General features: G+C 30.1%; 17 protein-coding genes and 1 tRNA gene. 6 read left to right on the top strand and 12 right to left on the bottom strand.

Annotated features, from left to right (window positions below; genetic code table 11):
* Positions 1-8: 8 nt before the first annotated feature.
* From AABL81_RS07535 to AABL81_RS07515, 5 genes are all read right to left on the bottom strand, one after another.
* Positions 9-3806 carry a hypothetical protein gene (locus AABL81_RS07535; RefSeq protein ID WP_341340711.1) on the bottom strand — a complete coding sequence of 1266 codons (3798 nt, stop codon included), beginning with the start codon at positions 3804-3806 and terminating at the stop codon, positions 9-11.
* Positions 3807-4078: 272 nt separating this feature from the next.
* On the bottom strand, positions 4079-4993 hold the full coding sequence (locus AABL81_RS07530) for a DUF2971 domain-containing protein (RefSeq protein ID WP_341340710.1): 915 nt from the start codon (positions 4991-4993) through the stop codon (positions 4079-4081).
* A gap of 398 nt (positions 4994-5391) precedes the next feature.
* Positions 5392-6195 carry a DUF2971 domain-containing protein gene (locus AABL81_RS07525; protein ID WP_341340709.1) on the bottom strand — a complete coding sequence of 268 codons (804 nt, stop codon included), beginning with the start codon at positions 6193-6195 and terminating at the stop codon, positions 5392-5394.
* Positions 6196-6333: 138 nt separating this feature from the next.
* Positions 6334-7044, bottom strand: coding sequence for an HNH endonuclease (locus AABL81_RS07520; RefSeq protein ID WP_341340708.1), 711 nt, complete (start codon positions 7042-7044; stop codon positions 6334-6336).
* A gap of 236 nt (positions 7045-7280) precedes the next feature.
* On the bottom strand, positions 7281-7763 hold the full coding sequence (locus tag AABL81_RS07515) for a hypothetical protein (RefSeq protein WP_341340707.1): 483 nt from the start codon (positions 7761-7763) through the stop codon (positions 7281-7283).
* Positions 7764-8320: 557 nt separating this feature from the next.
* Here AABL81_RS07515 and AABL81_RS07510 point away from each other — a divergent pair.
* Positions 8321-8755: a DUF3408 domain-containing protein gene (locus AABL81_RS07510; RefSeq protein WP_286391566.1), complete on the top strand. Its 435-nt coding sequence runs from the start codon at positions 8321-8323 to the stop codon at positions 8753-8755.
* Positions 8755-9042, top strand: coding sequence for a DUF3408 domain-containing protein (locus tag AABL81_RS07505; RefSeq protein ID WP_060874951.1), 288 nt, complete (start codon positions 8755-8757; stop codon positions 9040-9042). Before AABL81_RS07510 ends, AABL81_RS07505 begins: the two co-directional genes overlap by 1 nt.
* Before the next feature lie 78 nt (positions 9043-9120).
* Here the strand turns inward: AABL81_RS07505 and AABL81_RS07500 are convergent, their stop codons facing one another.
* The 3 genes from AABL81_RS07500 to AABL81_RS07490 all read right to left on the bottom strand — a co-directional run bounded on the left by AABL81_RS07500 (position 9121) and on the right by AABL81_RS07490 (position 12969).
* Complete coding sequence (locus tag AABL81_RS07500; RefSeq protein ID WP_286391571.1) at positions 9121-9591, bottom strand: JAB domain-containing protein; 471 nt, start codon at positions 9589-9591, stop codon at positions 9121-9123.
* Between the two features lie 179 nt (positions 9592-9770).
* Positions 9771-11312, bottom strand: coding sequence for a hypothetical protein (locus AABL81_RS07495; protein WP_341340706.1), 1542 nt, complete (start codon positions 11310-11312; stop codon positions 9771-9773).
* Positions 11313-11334: 22 nt separating this feature from the next.
* Positions 11335-12969 carry a hypothetical protein gene (locus AABL81_RS07490; RefSeq protein WP_286391575.1) on the bottom strand — a complete coding sequence of 545 codons (1635 nt, stop codon included), beginning with the start codon at positions 12967-12969 and terminating at the stop codon, positions 11335-11337.
* Positions 12970-13195: 226 nt separating this feature from the next.
* On the opposite strand from AABL81_RS07490, the gene AABL81_RS07485 reads away from it, so the two are divergent.
* Positions 13196-13738 carry a hypothetical protein gene (locus AABL81_RS07485; RefSeq protein WP_286391579.1) on the top strand — a complete coding sequence of 181 codons (543 nt, stop codon included), beginning with the start codon at positions 13196-13198 and terminating at the stop codon, positions 13736-13738.
* 64 nt (positions 13739-13802) lie between these two features.
* Here the strand turns inward: AABL81_RS07485 and AABL81_RS07480 are convergent, their stop codons facing one another.
* Together AABL81_RS07480 and AABL81_RS07475 are read right to left on the bottom strand one after the other, a co-directional pair.
* The gene (locus AABL81_RS07480) at positions 13803-14120 is read right to left on the bottom strand and encodes a DUF6922 domain-containing protein (RefSeq protein ID WP_286391582.1); all 318 of its coding nucleotides are present in this window, start codon (positions 14118-14120) and stop codon (positions 13803-13805) included.
* Between the two features lie 84 nt (positions 14121-14204).
* Positions 14205-14603 carry an XRE family transcriptional regulator gene (locus AABL81_RS07475; RefSeq protein WP_286391585.1) on the bottom strand — a complete coding sequence of 133 codons (399 nt, stop codon included), beginning with the start codon at positions 14601-14603 and terminating at the stop codon, positions 14205-14207.
* 246 nt (positions 14604-14849) lie between these two features.
* On the opposite strand from AABL81_RS07475, the gene AABL81_RS07470 reads away from it, so the two are divergent.
* From AABL81_RS07470 to AABL81_RS07460, 3 genes are all read left to right on the top strand, one after another.
* Positions 14850-15413 carry a biosynthetic peptidoglycan transglycosylase gene (locus tag AABL81_RS07470; protein ID WP_286391590.1) on the top strand — a complete coding sequence of 188 codons (564 nt, stop codon included), beginning with the start codon at positions 14850-14852 and terminating at the stop codon, positions 15411-15413.
* On the top strand, positions 15406-16089 hold the full coding sequence (locus AABL81_RS07465) for a hypothetical protein (RefSeq protein WP_286391593.1): 684 nt from the start codon (positions 15406-15408) through the stop codon (positions 16087-16089). The genes AABL81_RS07470 and AABL81_RS07465 overlap by 8 nt, the downstream gene beginning before the upstream one ends.
* Before the next feature lie 139 nt (positions 16090-16228).
* Entirely contained in the window at positions 16229-16483 is a 255-nt protein-coding gene (locus tag AABL81_RS07460) for a DNA-binding protein (RefSeq protein ID WP_286391596.1), read from the top strand.
* 110 nt (positions 16484-16593) lie between these two features.
* Here AABL81_RS07460 and AABL81_RS07455 read toward each other — a convergent pair whose 3' ends face one another.
* Entirely contained in the window at positions 16594-17913 is a 1320-nt protein-coding gene (locus AABL81_RS07455; protein ID WP_286391599.1) for a site-specific integrase, read from the bottom strand.
* A gap of 273 nt (positions 17914-18186) precedes the next feature.
* Positions 18187-18271: transfer RNA gene (locus AABL81_RS07450), tRNA-Ser, on the bottom strand.
* Between the last annotated feature and the right edge of the window lie 54 nt (positions 18272-18325).

Genomic DNA, 18325 nt, shown 5'->3' with positions numbered 1-18325 from the left:
GTAGACAGTCAATATTCCAATTTGTTTCTTTCAGCCTCTTCATCCATTCGTTGTGCATCGAATAAATACCCTTGCTTCAATTTTTTGAAAATCTCAGCAACGTTTGGGAATCTATTTTTATAGTTATTTTCTAACTTTTCAAAGTATGTAGCTTTTTCTCTTTCAATGTTTCCACCCTCAAATGCTGCTCTTGATGAAAAACTTCTTTTGTTAAATAGAGCAGAAGAATAATTTTGCTTAATACTGTCAGTATTTATTTCTTCTATTATTTGAAATATTTTTTCTTGTGGCCACAAAGGAATATTTTCTGGATATTGCGCTAATACTTTACCAATTTCTGCATCAGCAACTTCTAATCTACTTACAGTTTCTGCTAAAATTCTTGTTTTTGTAACCCAATTTTTCAATTCCGTTTCATCAATAGAATTGTCATCTTTTATTCCCGGAATTTTTTTCCACGAATGAAGCAAATAATACGCTTGTTTTGCTCTATTTTGAATTACTTCATCTGAAATTCCTTCTCTTTCTTTTTCCAATAATACTTTGTCTGTAGGAATGTAAATCCATTTTAAAACTTCAATAAAAAAATCTGGATTATTTGCTAATTCAACTTCTAAAGTTTTAGGACTTCTTTTTATTCCATATGAATCTAAAATTGGAAGATATAACCATTCGAGATGAATGAGAGTTGATTTCTCTATATCTGTTCTTTTGTCAAGTTCTTCAAAAATTTGTTCAATTTCATAACCACTAATGCGAGGTGTTTCACTTGCTTCCTCTGTTCCTCCTTTTTTCAACATTTCTGAAAGCAGATCACTTGGAATTATATTTGTAAAATGTGAAGCAATATCTATTGCAGAAAAGAACCTTTTGTGTTTTAAAAGCATTTCAATACCAATTATTTTTTCATCATCAGTAATGTGATAAAAATTTGGATTGATATTTTGCCAATATTCATTTTGTATTTCTTCATCTAGCAATACTACAAAACTCCATAATTCTTGATTTTGATTTAATGGAATTAGAACGTTGGAAAGAGCTTTGTTACTATAATTCTTTTCTTGTAATTCTTTGAATAATGATTTTATCGAATCAAAATTTTCAATGATTGATTTGCGATAGATAAAGTTATAAACAAAACCAATGAGTTTTTTTTCATCATATAAACATTCACAAACAGTAAGAATATCTTCTTGATTTGTTACTACGTCAGCTAAAGTACCACCCAAAAGCCAAAACTCTTTAACTTGTTTTCGTAATTCTAAAGTTGCATTTAAACCTAATTCTTTAAGAAAAATTGTTACTGCTTTTTTTCTTGCTTCATCTATGCGCTTTTGTTGTTGCTCGTATCGTTTTTCTGATTCCTTGGGTTCATATATAAAACCTTCTGGGAACTTAGGCACATGTTCATTGAAAAGCCATATGTATTTATGAATAGTATCTGTTGGTTGAAATTTGTTATACAAACTTTCTAAACGTGCTAACTCAAACTCAGGTAAAGCCCAATCAGCATCTGGATATGACCTGTGATGATTTAAAATACTCCTGATTGTTTCCCAAGTTAAAAGTTTTTCATTTTTGATATCTGAACAAACTTCATCCGCCCAATCTAAAATCCTTATTCTATCTTTAGGTGAAAGATTAGTTATTTCTTTTATTAGTTGAGAAAATTTGTCCTCATCATTATCAAAAAGGTTTATGAGCATTTCTACTACTGCTGAATGCGTATTCCATATTTCTTGATAAGTATAAGTGAGATTGGTATTCCTATCAAACATTCTCCAACGCATTTTATGTGTTGGATGTGCGATACCATGATGATCAGGAAGCATTCTAATTAAAAGAGACCAACCTGATTCTTTTTCCTTTTCGGTAATATATTTTAGAACCTCAATTCTTTCATCATACGATGCAAGAGTTTGAAAATGCCAAGGTTTATAAATTTCTGAAATACTATTCAATGGTCTGTTTGATAAACTGCCACCTGGGTCAAGGTTTGAAAGCTTTAACAGTATCAAACTCGCATCCCTTAAATATTCGGGCAACCAAGCCAAATTTTCAAGTGCCCACAACAAGCCAGTGTGATGACTTGTTTTATGCATAAAACCATCTTCCTCATTAAACATATTCATTATTTCGGGCTGTTCTTTTGCCAATGAATTTTTTACTGCTTTAAGAAAACTTTCAGGCGATGCTTCCGAAATAAGTGGTAATTCATGGTCAACGGAAATCCACATTTCTCCACTTGCGTTGTTTAGTAAATCAAAAATGATATTATCAACCCAATTTTGAGGGTTGTTTAGATTGGCAATTTTGACTCCATTTAATTGTCCAACTAATATTAAAGATTGTGTCAACCCTTCTCTTGACCAACTAGAGAATTTATTTTTTTTGTTGAAATAAGCTGAGAAACTGTTTTTGTCTTCAGGTTCGATAATCGGATTTCCACTTTTGAATGCTAATGTATAACACTCTTGTATGTTTTGAAAGTCTTTTGATGATAGTTGTGATGAAAGAGCTGTCCACAAATCTAATGGCGAAGTTAACCTCCAAGTTTCACCTATTTGAATAATGGGCGATTCTTCAAAGTTTTTCCATTTGTTTAAGATAATTAAATAGTCTGAATATTTTTGTTCAGATAGTTTTTCAATTAGTTCAATATCTCCAACGTATGTTTCATTCCATCTTCCAAGTATAAGAACAGGAATGATTTCACGGATGTTTTCTTTTTCTATCCATTTAGCTTTATAGTGGGGAAATCCAAGTAGTTTTTTAAGTATAGTAATGTTTCGTGCTGATTCTCTAGAAAACTTTTCTGCATCTTCTTTTGAAATGCCACTCTTTATTAGTGCTTTGACTTGACCATCCCTAGCAATTGTTGGTAGAGTTATTGTTTCTTGATTAAAGTCATCATCTGCCCCGAGAGGAACTAATACGTGATTTCCTTTTGATACTGCTAAATAAAGGGGTTGCGCTTCATCAAATCTTGGAATAAGATTTAAAGTAGAGGTTATATTGTTCCGTACTATACCACGAAAATTTCCTTCAGTATCAACTACTAATGCTTTGGAAAAAAATCGGTCAAACTCTTCTATTGGGAATAATTTTGCTGAAGCAATTATAAATGCAATTGCTTCGATCTTTGTTGATGCTTTTATTCCTTTGATTGTTGGTTCTCCTTGTAATGCTGATAATAGCAAGTCTTTCTCATATTCTCTTCCAGCTACTACACATTCAGGTGAAAGTATCAATCCTTTTGGACCAATTGACCATTCTTCCCAGAATTCGTCAGCCGTCATTATTCCATCAAATGGATATGTTCCAACTCCATCTTGCGAAGCAAGCCAACGTGAAACAGAAGGTGTATTATCAAGCCATTGTTCTAAATCTATTGAATCATATACTTTAACATCTTTCCAATGATTTTCAGCTTTTTTCGCTACAATCCATTCGTCTTTTTTTGTCCAAAGTCGTGGCGTAACGAATATGAAAACAGAATCACTTGGTATAAATCCTATTGGATTTTCTTTTCTTTTATTATAATCATCATCGGCTTTTCCTCTACAATCAGAAGAGGTACCAAACTCCCACAAAGATATTCCTTGAGGTACATTAGCTGTTTCAGTTTCACAATTAACAATACCATCCCAACCTCCAATATAGGTCGCACTACCCGAAGGAAGATTTGCTTTTGTACTTGCAGGGGTAGTTGCTCTTACCAATCTTGAAATAAGATAAGGGAGAGTAGCTTTTGAAAAAGTAGTGTTTGCCCAATTTTCAAGATTATTTCTAGTTACAAGTTTCATATTATATTTACGATTTCTATAGTCTTTAGTGTATTGTCTTTCTTTGTTTATTGTCGGTTGTATCTTCTTTTAAGATAAGGTATAACGTTTCGGAGCTTGGCTCTAATGATGGGAATTTAATCAGAAAGTTCATCTTAGCGACACAGTAAGCAAAAGTTAAATAATTCCAAATAAGTCAATATAATTGGCTTTTGTCGGAATAGAAAGTCAAAACTTTGTTTTATAACTTAACCTGCCATTGCACCAAGCCCATGTCAGCTGCTGTCATTATTTTATAAAGATATTCTTTCCAATGAAGAATCGTTAAGTATCATTTTATATAAGTTACAGTTTATATTATTAGATTTAAGGTGTTCAATCATTTGTTGTATATTTTCTTCCGTTACTCTTACACCAAAAGTTATAGATTTAATATAATCCTTTTCAATAGGAATATCTGTAAACAGCTCGTCAGTTTGGTTAGAGACAGTTAAAGATTTTTCATTATTCTGAAAATTATGTACAAATTGAATGTTACCGAAATTTTCTGAATACATTAATCTAAATTCTTCTTCATAATTCCAAATTGATCTTTTGGAAAAAATAACATCTTGAATCATTAAATCTCTAAGTTCAGGTGTTTCACCATATAAGAGTAGATCTAATGAATTGGTTTTAGGGTATAAATTTTCATGATAATCGACTCTTCCTTCTTTTAAACCACGTGGCTTGTCAATATATAGTTTTGATAATTCAATAACACAACCATAATGTTGATCACCATAATGTGCCCACATCAATTTATTATCAAATCTAGCAGTAACACAAAGAATTCTGAGTACTCTGATTAAACCTTTATTAATGTATTCTCTATAATCTGCCTCAGGGTTACTTGCAAAATTGATTACATTATCAATTATGTTTGTTACGTCAAATGTGCTTTTATCAATTGATAAACGTATCGTTGAAATAAGCATTTTAGTTATATCACTTAGTCTATGATAATCAATATCTAAATTTTCACCATTAGCAATTTTTATAAGGATGTCAAAATATTCACGATTTGCTTTTCCAAAACTTTCTTTTGAGTATGGCACAAATTGACATTCTTCTATATCGTTAAATTTTAAAGGGCTTGACCATCTAACTGTTTTATTTTGAATAATAAGTTTTGTAGTGTCAAATGATGTGTATTTGTAGAAAATCATTTTAATAGGTTTCTGTGTATGATTATAGTTAACATCATTTTTTACGAACAATATAACTATCCGTTTCGTAAAAAACGTCTATAATAGCATTTCGTGAAATCAGTATGTTAAGCTAATTATTTTTATGTAATAAGATACTTTAGAAGAATAGTCTGGTTTATAACAGAATAATTTAATTCACAACTGACTTATATAATTTGGGGTAGCCATATAAAATCAGTATATCCTTATTTTTCACATCTACAATTTATCGTATTTGATAATATTCCATTAGTATCTAATAATTCTAACCCAAACATATTAAAACTTTCCTTAATCTTATTACGGAAATCCGTAAACCCCTCAATATTTTGAGTCTACATACTACTTACACAAAAAAAACAACGGCTTCGGAGTAATTATAATTTATCTCTAGATAATTCAAACTTAAACGGAGTCTTCTTTAACTGGTAAACTGTAATGTTTCTTTCTTCCGCTAGTTTTAATATTTCATCCCTATCCTGTCTAGATATAGCAATTCCTATATTAATTTCCTCAACATAATCGAATGGAATTTTAATTGTTCTTTGTTCCTCAGTTGCAGGATTAGGAAAAAAAAGCTTTGTTAAGCGGTACTCTTCTTCGTATTCCCATTCTTTTGACTTATAATGAGTTTGCATGAACGACGTTTGCATCGAATGCTCACTAAATGGATCTAGATGGGGAAACTCCGAAGAATATGAGACATGGCCCCCCTTACCAAACAATCCTGATTCTCTCATTTTGGTTTCATTATAGCCAATATTAAATCCTTTATGAAAATCTCCATAATGAGACCACATCAATATTGAATCCCATCTAGCAGACAGTGATAAAACACCATAATGTTTATCTGTAGCTTCAGCCTCAATTTCTTCATGTTTCTTCTGATATTGTTCAAGGTTTTCCATGCGTTTTAGATGTTGATTTCTTTCAAACTCTAAGTCTCTTCCATTAGCTAAAAGCCATTCCTTATGTTTTTCAATACCATTATCAACGTATTTTTGAATTTTTTCGAGGCTATCTAATAAAAAATAATTCTTTGTTATTCTAAAATCAAAAGGATCATTAAAATGTTTTGGGGCAGAAAGATAAACTTCTCCATCAACTAGAATTCTTTTATGAAAATTATTTGACCAACTACGGTATTTATATATTATATCTGGATATGTATCTGGTTTCATGAAATTTAATTTATTTCTACACTATAAATAAAATATTGTTTGGTTAGATTTAGGAAAAAAGGCAATAAAATTGGCCTTTGCAGCTTAAAAGGAACAAGCTTTATATTTTACTAAAACTAACTATTTAGTAAATCTTTGTTATGTGAGGTTTTTATCTCTATCTTTTTTTACACCTTCCAAGAAATGTTCTTTAGCTGCAATTACTATTGAACATATGTTTTTATGATATATAAGAACCCCAACTACACAAAGACAATTTTCTATATCTCCATTATCTTCAACATATTCTGAGTCTGTAGAATTCATTGTTCTTAAATTATACATAAATATATCTTCATGCCCTGAAACTAAAAATTCATTATTCCTTATGACGTAATCATAAAATAATTTTCCTATTCCCATAAGTTTTTCGTTCTCGTTGTCACCTTCAGCTATTATCTCAACTTCAAAGTCTTTTGGAAATGGTCTGCCATATTTATTATAAAATACTCCTTTAAAATTTTTTATATGTAATTTTTTTAAATCATCATAACTAAAATCAACAGCTAGAACTTTACCATCGTCAAAAGATAAACGATCTGTCCAACTTTTTCGACGCATTATTGACTTAACAGCTTTCCTTGTTAATTCAGTTTGTTTATCATCATTATTGTTCATTACTCCAATAACATCTCTTATCTCTTGGTCAATTTGCGAGTATTGATTATTACATTCAAAACAAGCAGGAACAACTATCCTGTTAACTTTATATTCATCTCCATAACCAGCAAATAAATTTTGCGCTGGAATATGTTCACGTGTAATATTTTCTTCTTGGAAATCATTTCCACAATTATAACATATTGGCATTTTTATAGTATTTGTTTTAAAAATCTTACATTATTTGAGGCTTGATGTCAGTGGTGGAAATTGAAACGAAAAGTTTCAATTTAGCGACACAGTAAACAGAAGCCAATTTATTGAATACATTTAAAAAAAAGTCAAGATAGATACTTTTCGGATTATAAAATTAAGTCCAAATCTTGAAAGAAAACAGTTGTTATAATAAAATCAGTGTTGTGCGTAGTATTATTTTATATTCTAATTTATTTATAAAGATGAAATAATTCAGAGCTTTTAGTTTCGATTTCTTCAACTGTCTTATAAGCTCCATCTATTCTAACATTTGGAGAAGTGCCTGACTGGAAAAACTTTATTGTAAAATTTAGTTTCATCAATAAATCAACCCACTTTTCAGACATTTGTTTATTCTCAGTTAAATACTTATTTTTTAATTGACTTTCTAAAATCATTTTCATTTCATTGAATGATTTTAAACAATTTTTAATATTAGGATAATCACTTTCAGATTGTCTTAACATGCTTGATACATTTATTAATTCTAATGAAGCATTTTTTAGTTCAAGTTTAAGTTGTCCTTCATCTAGTCGATTTTGATGTTCGATAATATATGTTTGGCGCTCAGTTAATTTATATGAATTTATAGAAATTACTAAAGCGACAATTCCTAATAGTAATGTTGCAATAATATTAATAGTATTTAAAGTAGATTCAAACTTGATCTTCATAGTCTTGGAAATATTAACTTAATATATATACAAAAATATCTATAGTGTTTTGTAATATCACTTCAAACCTATTAAAAATTTCTTTAAATTTATTACGGAAATCCATAAACCAATTAGTATTTTGAATCTATCTACTATTTATTCAAAAAAACTGACGACTTCGGAGTAGTTTTCCAGCCCTCTGCAAGAGCAAGTCGTTTTGATGGCACGAGTGTAATTTCGAGTGCCTCAAAACATAACTTGCTGTAATCTTTCGATTACTAAATCTATCAATTTTACAAAGTAAAATCTATAGTGATTTCATATTAAGAAATTACTCACTATTTGACACTAAAGTGCCAAGTACAACCTTAAAATTCCATTTAAAGTTTTCAAACTGTATATATACTTTCTTTGCTGTAAGATAGTAAAGTAAGTTTTGCAATTGTCTTTGAAATAGTGCCTTAAAGCTGTTTTAAAATGATCTTGGTGTAAAAACGTATTAGTATAATGTTTCCAACAAGCTAAAACTTGCAACTATCCATAATGTAAAATGTAAACCTTTAAAAATGTATAATATGGAAACAGCAAAACAACCATCAAAAAAAGACAGTCAAAAGGAGTTACTCGATGAAGACTACTTAATGAATATCATGAGTGGTGATATAGAAGTTAAGTCTGTAGAACAAGCTAAGCCAATCGTAGAAGAAAAAGAAGAACCACTAATCCAAGAAGAAGTAACAAAAGTCAAAGAGAAGAAGCCAAAGAAAGAAATAGCAACTACTAAATACCAAGAGCTTTTTCTAATTAATGAATTTCCTTCATCAAGAGCAGGGAAGGTTGTTTATATCCGACCTGAGTATCACGAAGTATTACTTCGTATAACCCAACTGGCTAAAGAAGAAAAAACAACGCTTTACTCTTATTTAGACAATATCTTAAAGCAACATCTACAGCAGTATAACTCTGAAATTACCCAATATTTTAATGACAAATTCAAACCTATTTTATAATGGAAAAACTTAATCAATTAAGAGAATCAGCTCAAGTACAAACGACTAAGAGTATAGAGAATTATGTAGATACTTTTTTAAAAGAAGTATCTACTAAAGCAAAAGATGGTAAAACGGTCTATATTCGACCTGACTTCCATAAGAAGTTAAACCGTATAGTCCAAGTAATAGGCGAAAATAAGGTATCTGTCTATACTTATATAAATAATCTATTAGAGCATCACTTTAACGAATTCGAACAAGAGATAACCACAAGCTTTAATGAAAAGAACAAACCTATCTTTTAAGTATTTCAATAAAACAATAAAGATGTAAAACTGTAAAGGTGCTTTTACAGTTTTACATCTTAAAAAAACAAAGACACCTTACAAGATGCCTTCATCTGCAAAAGAGTAGTAACTCTCTGCTGTTATAATTAAATGATCTAAAAGATTAATATCAAGTATTTTACTTGCTTCTTTAATCTTTCTTGTAATTTGTCTATCAGCATCACTTGGAGCTAATTTTCCTGACGGATGATTGTGTACAATCAAAAATGCTGTAGCATTAGCCTTTAGTAAGGCAGAGAAGATGATTCTTAAATCTACTATTGTACCTGTTATTCCTCCTGAGGAAGCTTCTAATACTCCAAGTACTTTGTTGTTATTTGAAAGCATAAAAACTTTAAACTGTTCTAATAATTCAATCTTATTACTATCCCAAGCATTTAATGCTATTTGATAGGCACTGTAAGAAGATGTAATTTGAGGTCTCTGTGAAGCTTTTACTTTTGATTTGTAAATTAATTCTACTTCTGATGCGATAAGCCATTCTTTGTTTAAAACTGTAGTTTCCATAATATTAAATTTTTAAATTAATTATGGAGCCACTATTGGTAATGGCTTAGCGAGCGCAAGAAGCAACGCAATAAAGCGAAGACTTTAGTCAAGCATTTATGGGGGAATTTCTTGCTAGCGAACCGCTAGGCATTGCCTAACTTTGTGCAGTTATTAATAAAAAATATCCCCCATTTACTTTATGCATCTATAAAATCAAAGAACTGCTTTAATGAATCAATAGTAGAGTTATCTAAAATCAGATTATTGTCTTTCTGCTGGATATTCTTCTGCGTATAGGTAAGCAAAAAGGAATTTAGTTGATTAATTAACACGTTTAATTTAGGTGCATTATCATTCTCTGCATACAAAGCTAAACTGAGTAAAGTATTTAGATTTGAAGTATGAGGTAAATAGGTTGTGTGCACAAGTATATACATCTGTAGTTTTATATATAAGCACCTATGTAGTTTATTAGTTGAGATAAAACTTTGCTTTTTAGCGTGAGCAATCTTTTTCTTAATAAACTTATTAATCTTTGAAAGTGGATATTTGAGTCTAAAGATACTCTCTCCATAATCACAATCATAGTTGTCCATCCAATGAATAGAAGGATAATACCCGTTTGAGTAGATTATGTTTTCCTCTTTGACTACATCTTCAAAAAAATGTATGTTTTCAAAACTGTACTCTTGGATAAAGAGTCTTGTGTGTGCAATAATTGTAAATCTAAGATCATCATCTTTACAACTAAAACGATCAATTACCTTCTGTACTTCATCAGCTTCTTCTTTGGTAGTAAGAACTAAGAGGTAGAAATGTTTAATTGTCCTTTCATTTTCAAAGGTTACAGTTTCATGAAATTTATAGATTTCCTCCACTCCTTTAGCCTTTATCAGAGGAAGCAATTGTTCTATAAATTTGAATGTCTTTTTCTTTTTTACTTTTCTTTTTGGTTTTACTCTATACGGTCTCACATCAAATTCAAACTTATCAAGAAGTTGAATAACCATTGTGTGTAACTTTGCTTGAATTTTTTCGAGCGCTAATAACCAATCATCAAGTCTTGCAGAGTCTGGGTCTTTATCTATTGCATTTATTATGTAATATAGATTCTTTTCTTTTTTTACAAACAAGGTCTTAATTTGAGGAAATACCTTTTCAAGCAATAACAATCTTTCCGTAAAAGTATATTGTACATTAATAGTTCCAAAGAGCATTGTTTCAATAACACCTAAATCATATTCAAAAAATTTCAAATAGAAATAAGAAACACCAAACTCTTCATCTTTATTCATACTATTACTATAAGATGACAACAGATTATAGGTCTCGATGTATTTTTGCTTGAATCTCTCTACATCAGAGGAATAACAATAGCTTCTTGGCAATTCTGTATTATCATCTTTAAAAAGCAAAAGCGTATTATTTAAACATAGTTGAGTAAATGCTCTTCCTGCTTTATCTTGTAATTCAAAATCGTTATCATCCAATAATACAATATGATAATTACTATCTTCTAAGAGTGCTTTAATATACTCTTTACTAAATACCTTAGTAACTTCTGCTTTGTCTTTTACCCGAAGCCATAATACTTTAAAGTTATCAATGACCTCATATAAATCGTAAACTCTCCCGCACCAAATAGTAGTAACTTGTTTTTTTGTTATACTACTTATTAGCTTTTTCTCTAAGTTCTCAGGGAACTTTTGCTCTTTTAGTAATTGAAATTTGGTTTCCATAATTTAAAATATTTAAGGGTTATTAATTCGTATATAATTCTTTAAGGTGATTGTAGAAGTGATTACAAATGTGTAGCGTGTTTAAATATTGCTCTTGCGTAGGAGTATTAATGGGGGTTGATTGTCTTGGAAAGTAAGGTAGTTTTGTATTTAGAAAATAGAAAAGAGCTTCAGATTGTTCTTCACTCATTAACTGATTGCTATACTCTCTATCAGCCCATTGCACGAGTTTCCACAAGTAACGAGGACTAGCAAAATGAGGTACATAGTTTAGCTTCTTATATAAGAATGAAAGGCACAATTGCTTGAAAATACTTCCTAGCTGTACAACATGTCCGATTTGATAAGTAGAACAACTGAACAAATCCATTTGTAACCATTGACTCTCTAAGTTATCTTGACATAGTTTCCAAAAGTCCTTTTGCCAAATAGAACTATCAGTATCTTCGGGTAGTTCAAAAACAGGAAGAATAAACTTAGAATGCTTCTTTTTAGTTCTACTGTATACTACATTATCATCTGTGATGTGCTTATAGATAAAAGGCAAGAACTTTGTACCATGACGTTCTGTCCAAGTGTTTTTATGTAATAGGCAAGTGATTTCAACTCGTTGATTAAAGTGATTTCGAATTAAGGTTGACATATGCTGTTCCATTTGAATTTTGATATCAGTACCGACTATAAACAAGAGGAATTCTATAGAGTCATTAGAAAATTTACTTTCAATCAAATAGATTAAGTCAATGCGATAGCTTTGAAGAAGTCTTTTAATCACAGCATTAAGCATAAACTGTTCATATTCTACTTTAGAGAAAATTTGCTTTCCTTTCAAATCACTAAGTAGATACTCAATTCTTGGAGTAAAAAAGTTATTGACTCCTTTTTCAAATTGTTCGCTTATAACAGTACATAGACTTTCAACTTGAGTAAGATCATTCTCTTCAATTGTCATCTCGCCATTGCAATTAACTTTTAATAGATTACACAGATACACTTTATCAATCTCACTATTAATGAAGATTTGACTTAGTTCTGGGTAGTTATTTTCAATTGATTCTAATAACTCTACATCTGAATTAAAGATTAAAGCACTTTTGGGAAATAGCATACTTTGAACGCTTTGAAGGTAGAAGCGTATGATATGCACATACATAATCAATACAGCCTGAAATTGCTTCTGTTTAACAAGGGAATCAACAAAACGACTTTTGTAATCCTCGTGTTTTTGTTTTACCTCTAGTATCCAATTATCAAGTTGTAAAAGTTGTCTTCTAATAGAGAAAGTATAAAAGTTCTGCAATAAGCTTCCCCAACTACTTTCTTTACGAGAATAGATAATAAACTGTGGATTAAGATATAGAGATAAATAAGTAAAGTGAAAATCACTTTCAAAAGGAAAGACGAGGTGTTTACAAAACGTTACAACTACACCAAACTGTTTAAACACTTCTTTAGTCCAAGAAGGCTCTTGTAGTTCTTGTCTTTTAGCATCTGGTATATCCTTATTTAGAATAACCGTTATTTGCCTGATTGCTGAGAAATGCTGACTTGTTGCAAAGATTAATTCAACATTCCCATTATTGATCTCATAGAGTAGTTTCTCTTGAACTACAAGAGGAATACCTTGTAATTCGTTGATTTCTAATTTAGTTTTCATAAGCTTACAGTGTTTAAGGTTAACATCTGCAAGTTCTTACCTTGATTTAATGTAATCTATTCGGTTATAGGGTATTATATTCGATTGTGTTTTTATTAGGAATCCCAATACTTATCATTATTCAATCACATTACCTATTTTTTTAAACGGATAATTTACCTGTTTATAGGAATAGTTTACTGATTTACAGCAAGGTAGTTTTAGAAGAACTTAAAAATCATGAATTATGAAAACGTACGATTTTACTTTAGAATCTCATTTATGGACAAAAGAAAATATAGAGTGTCCTTACGAACTATTAGACTGGTTAACTGATCTTGCTCATATAGATTATTTTCAAGAACAGATTCGCAATTACTGTTGGTATCTACTTAGTGATAAAATGTATGATAAGGCAAAGGTGTCGGAAGTTATTTTTGATTTAACCGTTTTACAATCCTTGTTTAAAGCAAGCTATCGAATCTTTTTGAACCCAAATGTGTTTATAGAGAAAGAACTTACTGTTTCTACAATATCTGAAGAAGAGCTACAAGAAATGAAATATGTAAGTGAACAAGAGTTTAAGAATCCTTACTTAGTCTTTAAAAGTATTTTTGAGCAGTTCACATTAGATAGCATAACGAACTCTTTTTTCAATTTAGTTTTAGCAACAATGGCTAATAATGCGTCTAACAAAGAATATGATAGTACTATATCAATGCTCATTTTTCACAGATTATTAGAAGCTTGCTTGTTAATACAAGTACGCGACACTGCCAGTTATAGATAAATAATTATCTAAAAACAAAAAAGGTAGAATACCCATCCATAGTAATTCTACCTTTTTTTATTGTTTATATCCAATGATAAGATTTGTCTTTTCTGTTTTGATAACAAAGTATATCTTCTTTTCGAAGGTCTTGAAAAAATCTAATAGCTCTTTCAATAGCGTAATTAGGTAAGAACTTAATCTCCTTACATATTGTAAGAAGTACCTTATCTCTGCCATACAACCGAACGATTTCATCTATTTCACTTTGATCTCCACGTTCAATTACTCGTGCTATAATTGGAATATATGCTTTCTGATAATCAAGCTTATTAATATCAGTATCCCAAAATAATTGAGTTTTTAAAGATGAAATATCAGTTAGTTTTTGTTCTTTTTTCATACTTTAAATATACTGATTTTAAAGGTGATAAAAGACAAAAGCCTAACCATAAGGTTAAGCTTTTATAGTATAATTAAGTTTTATCTACTTACTTTGAATCAACTTTTCTAAACGATTCATCATTTCATCTTTCTCTTTAAGCATACGCTCATACAAGGCAATTTTTTCATTGTGTAGTTGGATAATTGCGTCAACTGGATTTATATTACAGTATAAATTGATTGCTGAATTTTCTGTAAAAGTATTTGAGATAATATTTACAGCCTGCTCTTCATCAAAATTCTCAATCGCTTCAACAGGTATCTTAAGCACCTTTGAAATCTGTTGTAACAGCGAATTATCAATTACCTCTTTCTGTTCCAAAACAGATATTTTCTTTTGGTTCCAATCTTCTCCTAAATCAAAAGCAAGAACTTCTTGTTTGATTCCAAGCATTTCTCTAAAACGCTTTACATTTCTTCCTTGATGTATTTTATGTTCCATAATTAATAGCTGAGTTTAATAAGGGCTCAAAGATAAAGCCAATGATTTAAAAAGATAGAATCGTAAAGTTATAAAATATTCTTATTAGAAAACGGTATTATATTAATAAAGATTAATTTTATAAGGAGACTTTTGTTTTTACTACTTTTCAAATGTTTATTTATTTTTAGTTACAATAACCATGTTTCTTTTACTACATTTACTCATAATAAACTTATTTATTGGTGAAAAACGAAACTAAAGTACATGTTATATAAAACAGAATATGAATTACTTGAAAAAAAGATAATTGCCTTCAAACCTTTAATGAACAAATTAATAACATTGGAGAATCTAGATTTATTAATTCAAGTGCTTATTATAGGAGAAGATAGGAGATTCTATAAACACAAAGGTTATGATTTAAAAGCTATTATCCGAGTAATATACAAAAGAATAATCAGCAATAAGAAAGAAGGTGGAAGTACAATTGAGCAACAATTAGTTAGGGTTCTTACTAATGATTATAGCCCAACTCTAAAAAGGAAAATAAAAGAAATATATTTAGCAACAAAACTAAGTAATAAATTAAAAAAGAAAGAGATTGCTTTATTTTATTTATTTATAGCTTATTATGGTACAAATTACCAAGGACTTGAATTAATACTGAAAAAATTTAATAAAACCCTAAATAGTGTATTAACCCTTGATATATGCGCAGAAATAATAGCTAGACTCAAATATCCTGAACCTAGAACAGTATCCGAAAACAAAATGAAACTAATTAATAAAAGAAAACTATATATACTTAATGTTTTAAAAAATGATTAACCTTCAAGATTATTTAAGACTTTCTGAACATGTTTTAAAAAAACATGATATCATAATAACATCTGAATATTTAAAACAAAATTTTTTGCATTTAAATGAAGATGAACAAAAAGCAATTCTTTATTTCACTCATGTAACAAGGTTTAGTCATATGTTTGAAAATAGCCCCATTATTTATAATCAAATTATAGAATATTTATCTAACAAATTTAAAATATGTAAAACAAGTATTGTTTTAATAGGTAGTGCTAAAACAGGGTTTTCTATTGATCCTGCAAAATATGGAAACCCTTTTTCTGAAAATAGTGATTTAGACTTTGCTATAATTGACGATTCATTATTTGAAATATTAAGAAAGGAATACCAAATTTGGAAAAAGAAATATGAAGATGGCGAATACGATAATTTTCAAAATAAAAAGTATTGGCCAGATAACATCAATACATTAAAAGGCAGTTTGAAGAAAGGTTTTATTGACACAAATAAATTGCCTAGTTTTGACGACCTTCCAACGATAAAGTCATTAAATAACTCAATGAGTCAAATAGTTCGACAATTAGATAATATACATGAAATAAAAATAAAAGGAGCATCAGTTAGAATCTATAATAATTGGGATTCCTTTCAAAAAAGATTATATATAAATACAAAGTCTGTAATTGAAAAAATTACTTAAGAATGATCTTTTTACTTGTTAATAATTCAATTTATCTTTGTTGTTATGATTTATGCCAAATAATACCTCCATGTATCATATCTCAAGTATAAATATTATCTTCCAATACCTTAGTTGTTTAACCTAAAAAACAACTATCATGGAAAATCAAATTACAAAAGAAGATTTAAGATTGTTTGCTCAAACAATCATTGGAGAGTTAAAAGAATTATTAGTTAAACAAAACAAGGAAACCTCTCTTGAATGGGTAAAAGCTAAAGTAGCAAGACAATTACTAAGTATTTCGCCAGCTTCATTACAAACATTGCGTATGAGTGGTAAATTGCAGTGTCGCAAAATACTTGGTTCGTATTACTACAACACAAAAGATATTATGAACCTTTTTAAAGAGTAGAAGTTAACTTCTACTCTTTAAAAAGGTTGAAAATTGACTCCCTCAAATTCCCTAATACAAATACTACAGTTGAAATATTAGAAATTGTAGAGAATTCAAGGGAGTTTTTGTTATCCATTTAACTGATTAATAAAGTTAGTTAACTGAGCTAATTTATCAGGATTCAGCTTTTTTAAACTCTCTAGTAGGTATGTGTAACTATCGGTATGTTTACTTGCATTGCTTTCAAGCTTACCTTTTAATTTCTGCATTTCAGTTTTGATAGACTCTTCTTCCGTTAGAGCATATTCCTCTGTCTGCTTAACAGAGTGATGACCTAACATTTCTTTGACTACATGAATAGGTACACCATTACCAAGAGTTACTGTACTTCCAAAAGTTCTTCTTGCTTTGTGTGTGTTTAATTCACTGATTTCACAAAGTGAAGCAATCTCTTTTAAATACTCATTCATCTTTTGATTTGAGCGAACAGGAAGTACAATATCTTTACCTATACAATCAGGATGATCCTTATGTTTGTCCATTATCTCAATAGCTTTGGGAAGCAGAGGAATTGTAATATTAGCATCTGTCTTTTGCCTGTTAGTTCTAATCCACAAATTTCCCTCTGCATCTTTAGTTATATCGCTTTTCTTTAGTTGAAAAACATCGATATAAGCAAGACCAGTATAACACTGAAAAACAAACACATCCCTTACAGTTGCTAATCGCTCGTTAGTAAACTCTTTGTTCTCTAAAATAGATAACTCTTCCTTGCTTAATGGCTTCTTATTGAGCTTAGTCTTTTTAGGTTTGTATTGTATAAATGGATTAGAAGAAATTATTCCCTTAGCAACTGCTCTTAGAACAATCTTTTTGAAGTTTGAGATATACTTTATTGCTGTGTTATTAGAACACGCTCTAACAGTCTTTAAATAGTGCTCATAACCAAACACAAATTCATAGTTAAGTTCTCTAAAATCCATATCTTCTTTACCATATACATAACGGATATACTCAGCGACATGTGATCTTGCTGTTACGTATCTTTCATGTGTTCCAATAGCGTACTCTTTAGGTACAAGTCTAAAAATTTCATCGTTATGCATTTGAAATTCTTCTAAGACTTTAGCTTTACTTGTTCCTTTACCTTGGATATAATCCATAAGCACAGAAGCAGTAATAGGTTCTTCATTACTTAGGAGTTCTAATTTGTACTTGGTAATCTTAGATACAATTGTATCTAAGATGTAGTTTAGCGTTTTAGCATCTTCTTTAGCACCATTGGCACGACCTGCTTTTTGGTTCCATCGGTTGATATCCCATTTATGACTTAGAGAAGTCTCTTTGCGAATACCATCTACTGTGATTCTTAGGTAAACACCTCTTAAATCACTTTTCTCTCTACTTGGTTTAAGAAAGAAATTAATTGATAACTGTTTTTCTAACATAATTCAACTGTTTTAAATATTAATAAATGTCGAATTAAAACGTTCCAAAAACACAGTTTAAAACTCTCTGGCACCCTTTGGCGTCTAGGTTTTCTCAGTTGAAAGGTGCACATCGCTTCGATGTTTTTTTGTGCACCGAATCCCGAATCTTTTTAGGTGCACTTTTGAACAGAATGCGATACCCCTAAAAAAGAAAAAACCTATAACTCATTGTGAATCATAGGTTTTGTGCTTTTTTGATGACTTTTGAAAAAGTTATCTTTTATAAATCAGCGGAGAAAGAGGGATTCGAACCCCCGGACCTGTTACAGTCAACAGTTTTCAAGACTGCCGCATTCGACCACTCTGCCATTTCTCCAGTCGAACGGATTGTTCCGTATTGCGAGTGCAAATATAGAACTTTAGATTGTTT

This window comes from Myroides sp. C1519 (genome assembly GCF_038039755.1).
In the GTDB taxonomy this organism is placed as follows: domain Bacteria; phylum Bacteroidota; class Bacteroidia; order Flavobacteriales; family Flavobacteriaceae; genus Flavobacterium; species Flavobacterium phaeum_A.
The sequence above is the reverse complement of the archived record's forward strand: the minus strand, read 5'-3'. Positions and strand labels throughout refer to the sequence as shown.

What these genes read in the sequence shown, in the direction of transcription:
- AABL81_RS07470 (WP_286391590.1), top strand. Translation starts at nt 14,850, where the DNA reads ATGTTATATAAAACAGAATATGAATTACTTGAAAAAAAGATAATTGCC.
- AABL81_RS07525 (WP_341340709.1), bottom strand. Translation starts at nt 6,195, where the DNA reads ATGAAACCAGATACATATCCAGATATAATATATAAATACCGTAGTTGG.
- AABL81_RS07510 (WP_286391566.1), top strand. Translation starts at nt 8,321, where the DNA reads ATGGAAACAGCAAAACAACCATCAAAAAAAGACAGTCAAAAGGAGTTA.
- AABL81_RS07485 (WP_286391579.1), top strand. Translation starts at nt 13,196, where the DNA reads ATGAAAACGTACGATTTTACTTTAGAATCTCATTTATGGACAAAAGAA.
- AABL81_RS07490 (WP_286391575.1), bottom strand. Translation starts at nt 12,969, where the DNA reads ATGAAAACTAAATTAGAAATCAACGAATTACAAGGTATTCCTCTTGTA.
- AABL81_RS07475 (WP_286391585.1), bottom strand. Translation starts at nt 14,603, where the DNA reads ATGGAACATAAAATACATCAAGGAAGAAATGTAAAGCGTTTTAGAGAA.
- AABL81_RS07520 (WP_341340708.1), bottom strand. Translation starts at nt 7,044, where the DNA reads ATGCCAATATGTTATAATTGTGGAAATGATTTCCAAGAAGAAAATATT.
- AABL81_RS07530 (WP_341340710.1), bottom strand. Translation starts at nt 4,993, where the DNA reads ATGATTTTCTACAAATACACATCATTTGACACTACAAAACTTATTATT.
- AABL81_RS07480 (WP_286391582.1), bottom strand. Translation starts at nt 14,120, where the DNA reads ATGAAAAAAGAACAAAAACTAACTGATATTTCATCTTTAAAAACTCAA.
- AABL81_RS07455 (WP_286391599.1), bottom strand. Translation starts at nt 17,913, where the DNA reads ATGTTAGAAAAACAGTTATCAATTAATTTCTTTCTTAAACCAAGTAGA.
- AABL81_RS07535 (WP_341340711.1), bottom strand. Translation starts at nt 3,806, where the DNA reads ATGAAACTTGTAACTAGAAATAATCTTGAAAATTGGGCAAACACTACT.
- AABL81_RS07495 (WP_341340706.1), bottom strand. Translation starts at nt 11,312, where the DNA reads ATGGAAACCAAATTTCAATTACTAAAAGAGCAAAAGTTCCCTGAGAAC.
- AABL81_RS07500 (WP_286391571.1), bottom strand. Translation starts at nt 9,591, where the DNA reads ATGGAAACTACAGTTTTAAACAAAGAATGGCTTATCGCATCAGAAGTA.
- AABL81_RS07515 (WP_341340707.1), bottom strand. Translation starts at nt 7,763, where the DNA reads ATGAAGATCAAGTTTGAATCTACTTTAAATACTATTAATATTATTGCA.
- AABL81_RS07505 (WP_060874951.1), top strand. Translation starts at nt 8,755, where the DNA reads ATGGAAAAACTTAATCAATTAAGAGAATCAGCTCAAGTACAAACGACT.
- AABL81_RS07460 (WP_286391596.1), top strand. Translation starts at nt 16,229, where the DNA reads ATGGAAAATCAAATTACAAAAGAAGATTTAAGATTGTTTGCTCAAACA.
- AABL81_RS07465 (WP_286391593.1), top strand. Translation starts at nt 15,406, where the DNA reads ATGATTAACCTTCAAGATTATTTAAGACTTTCTGAACATGTTTTAAAA.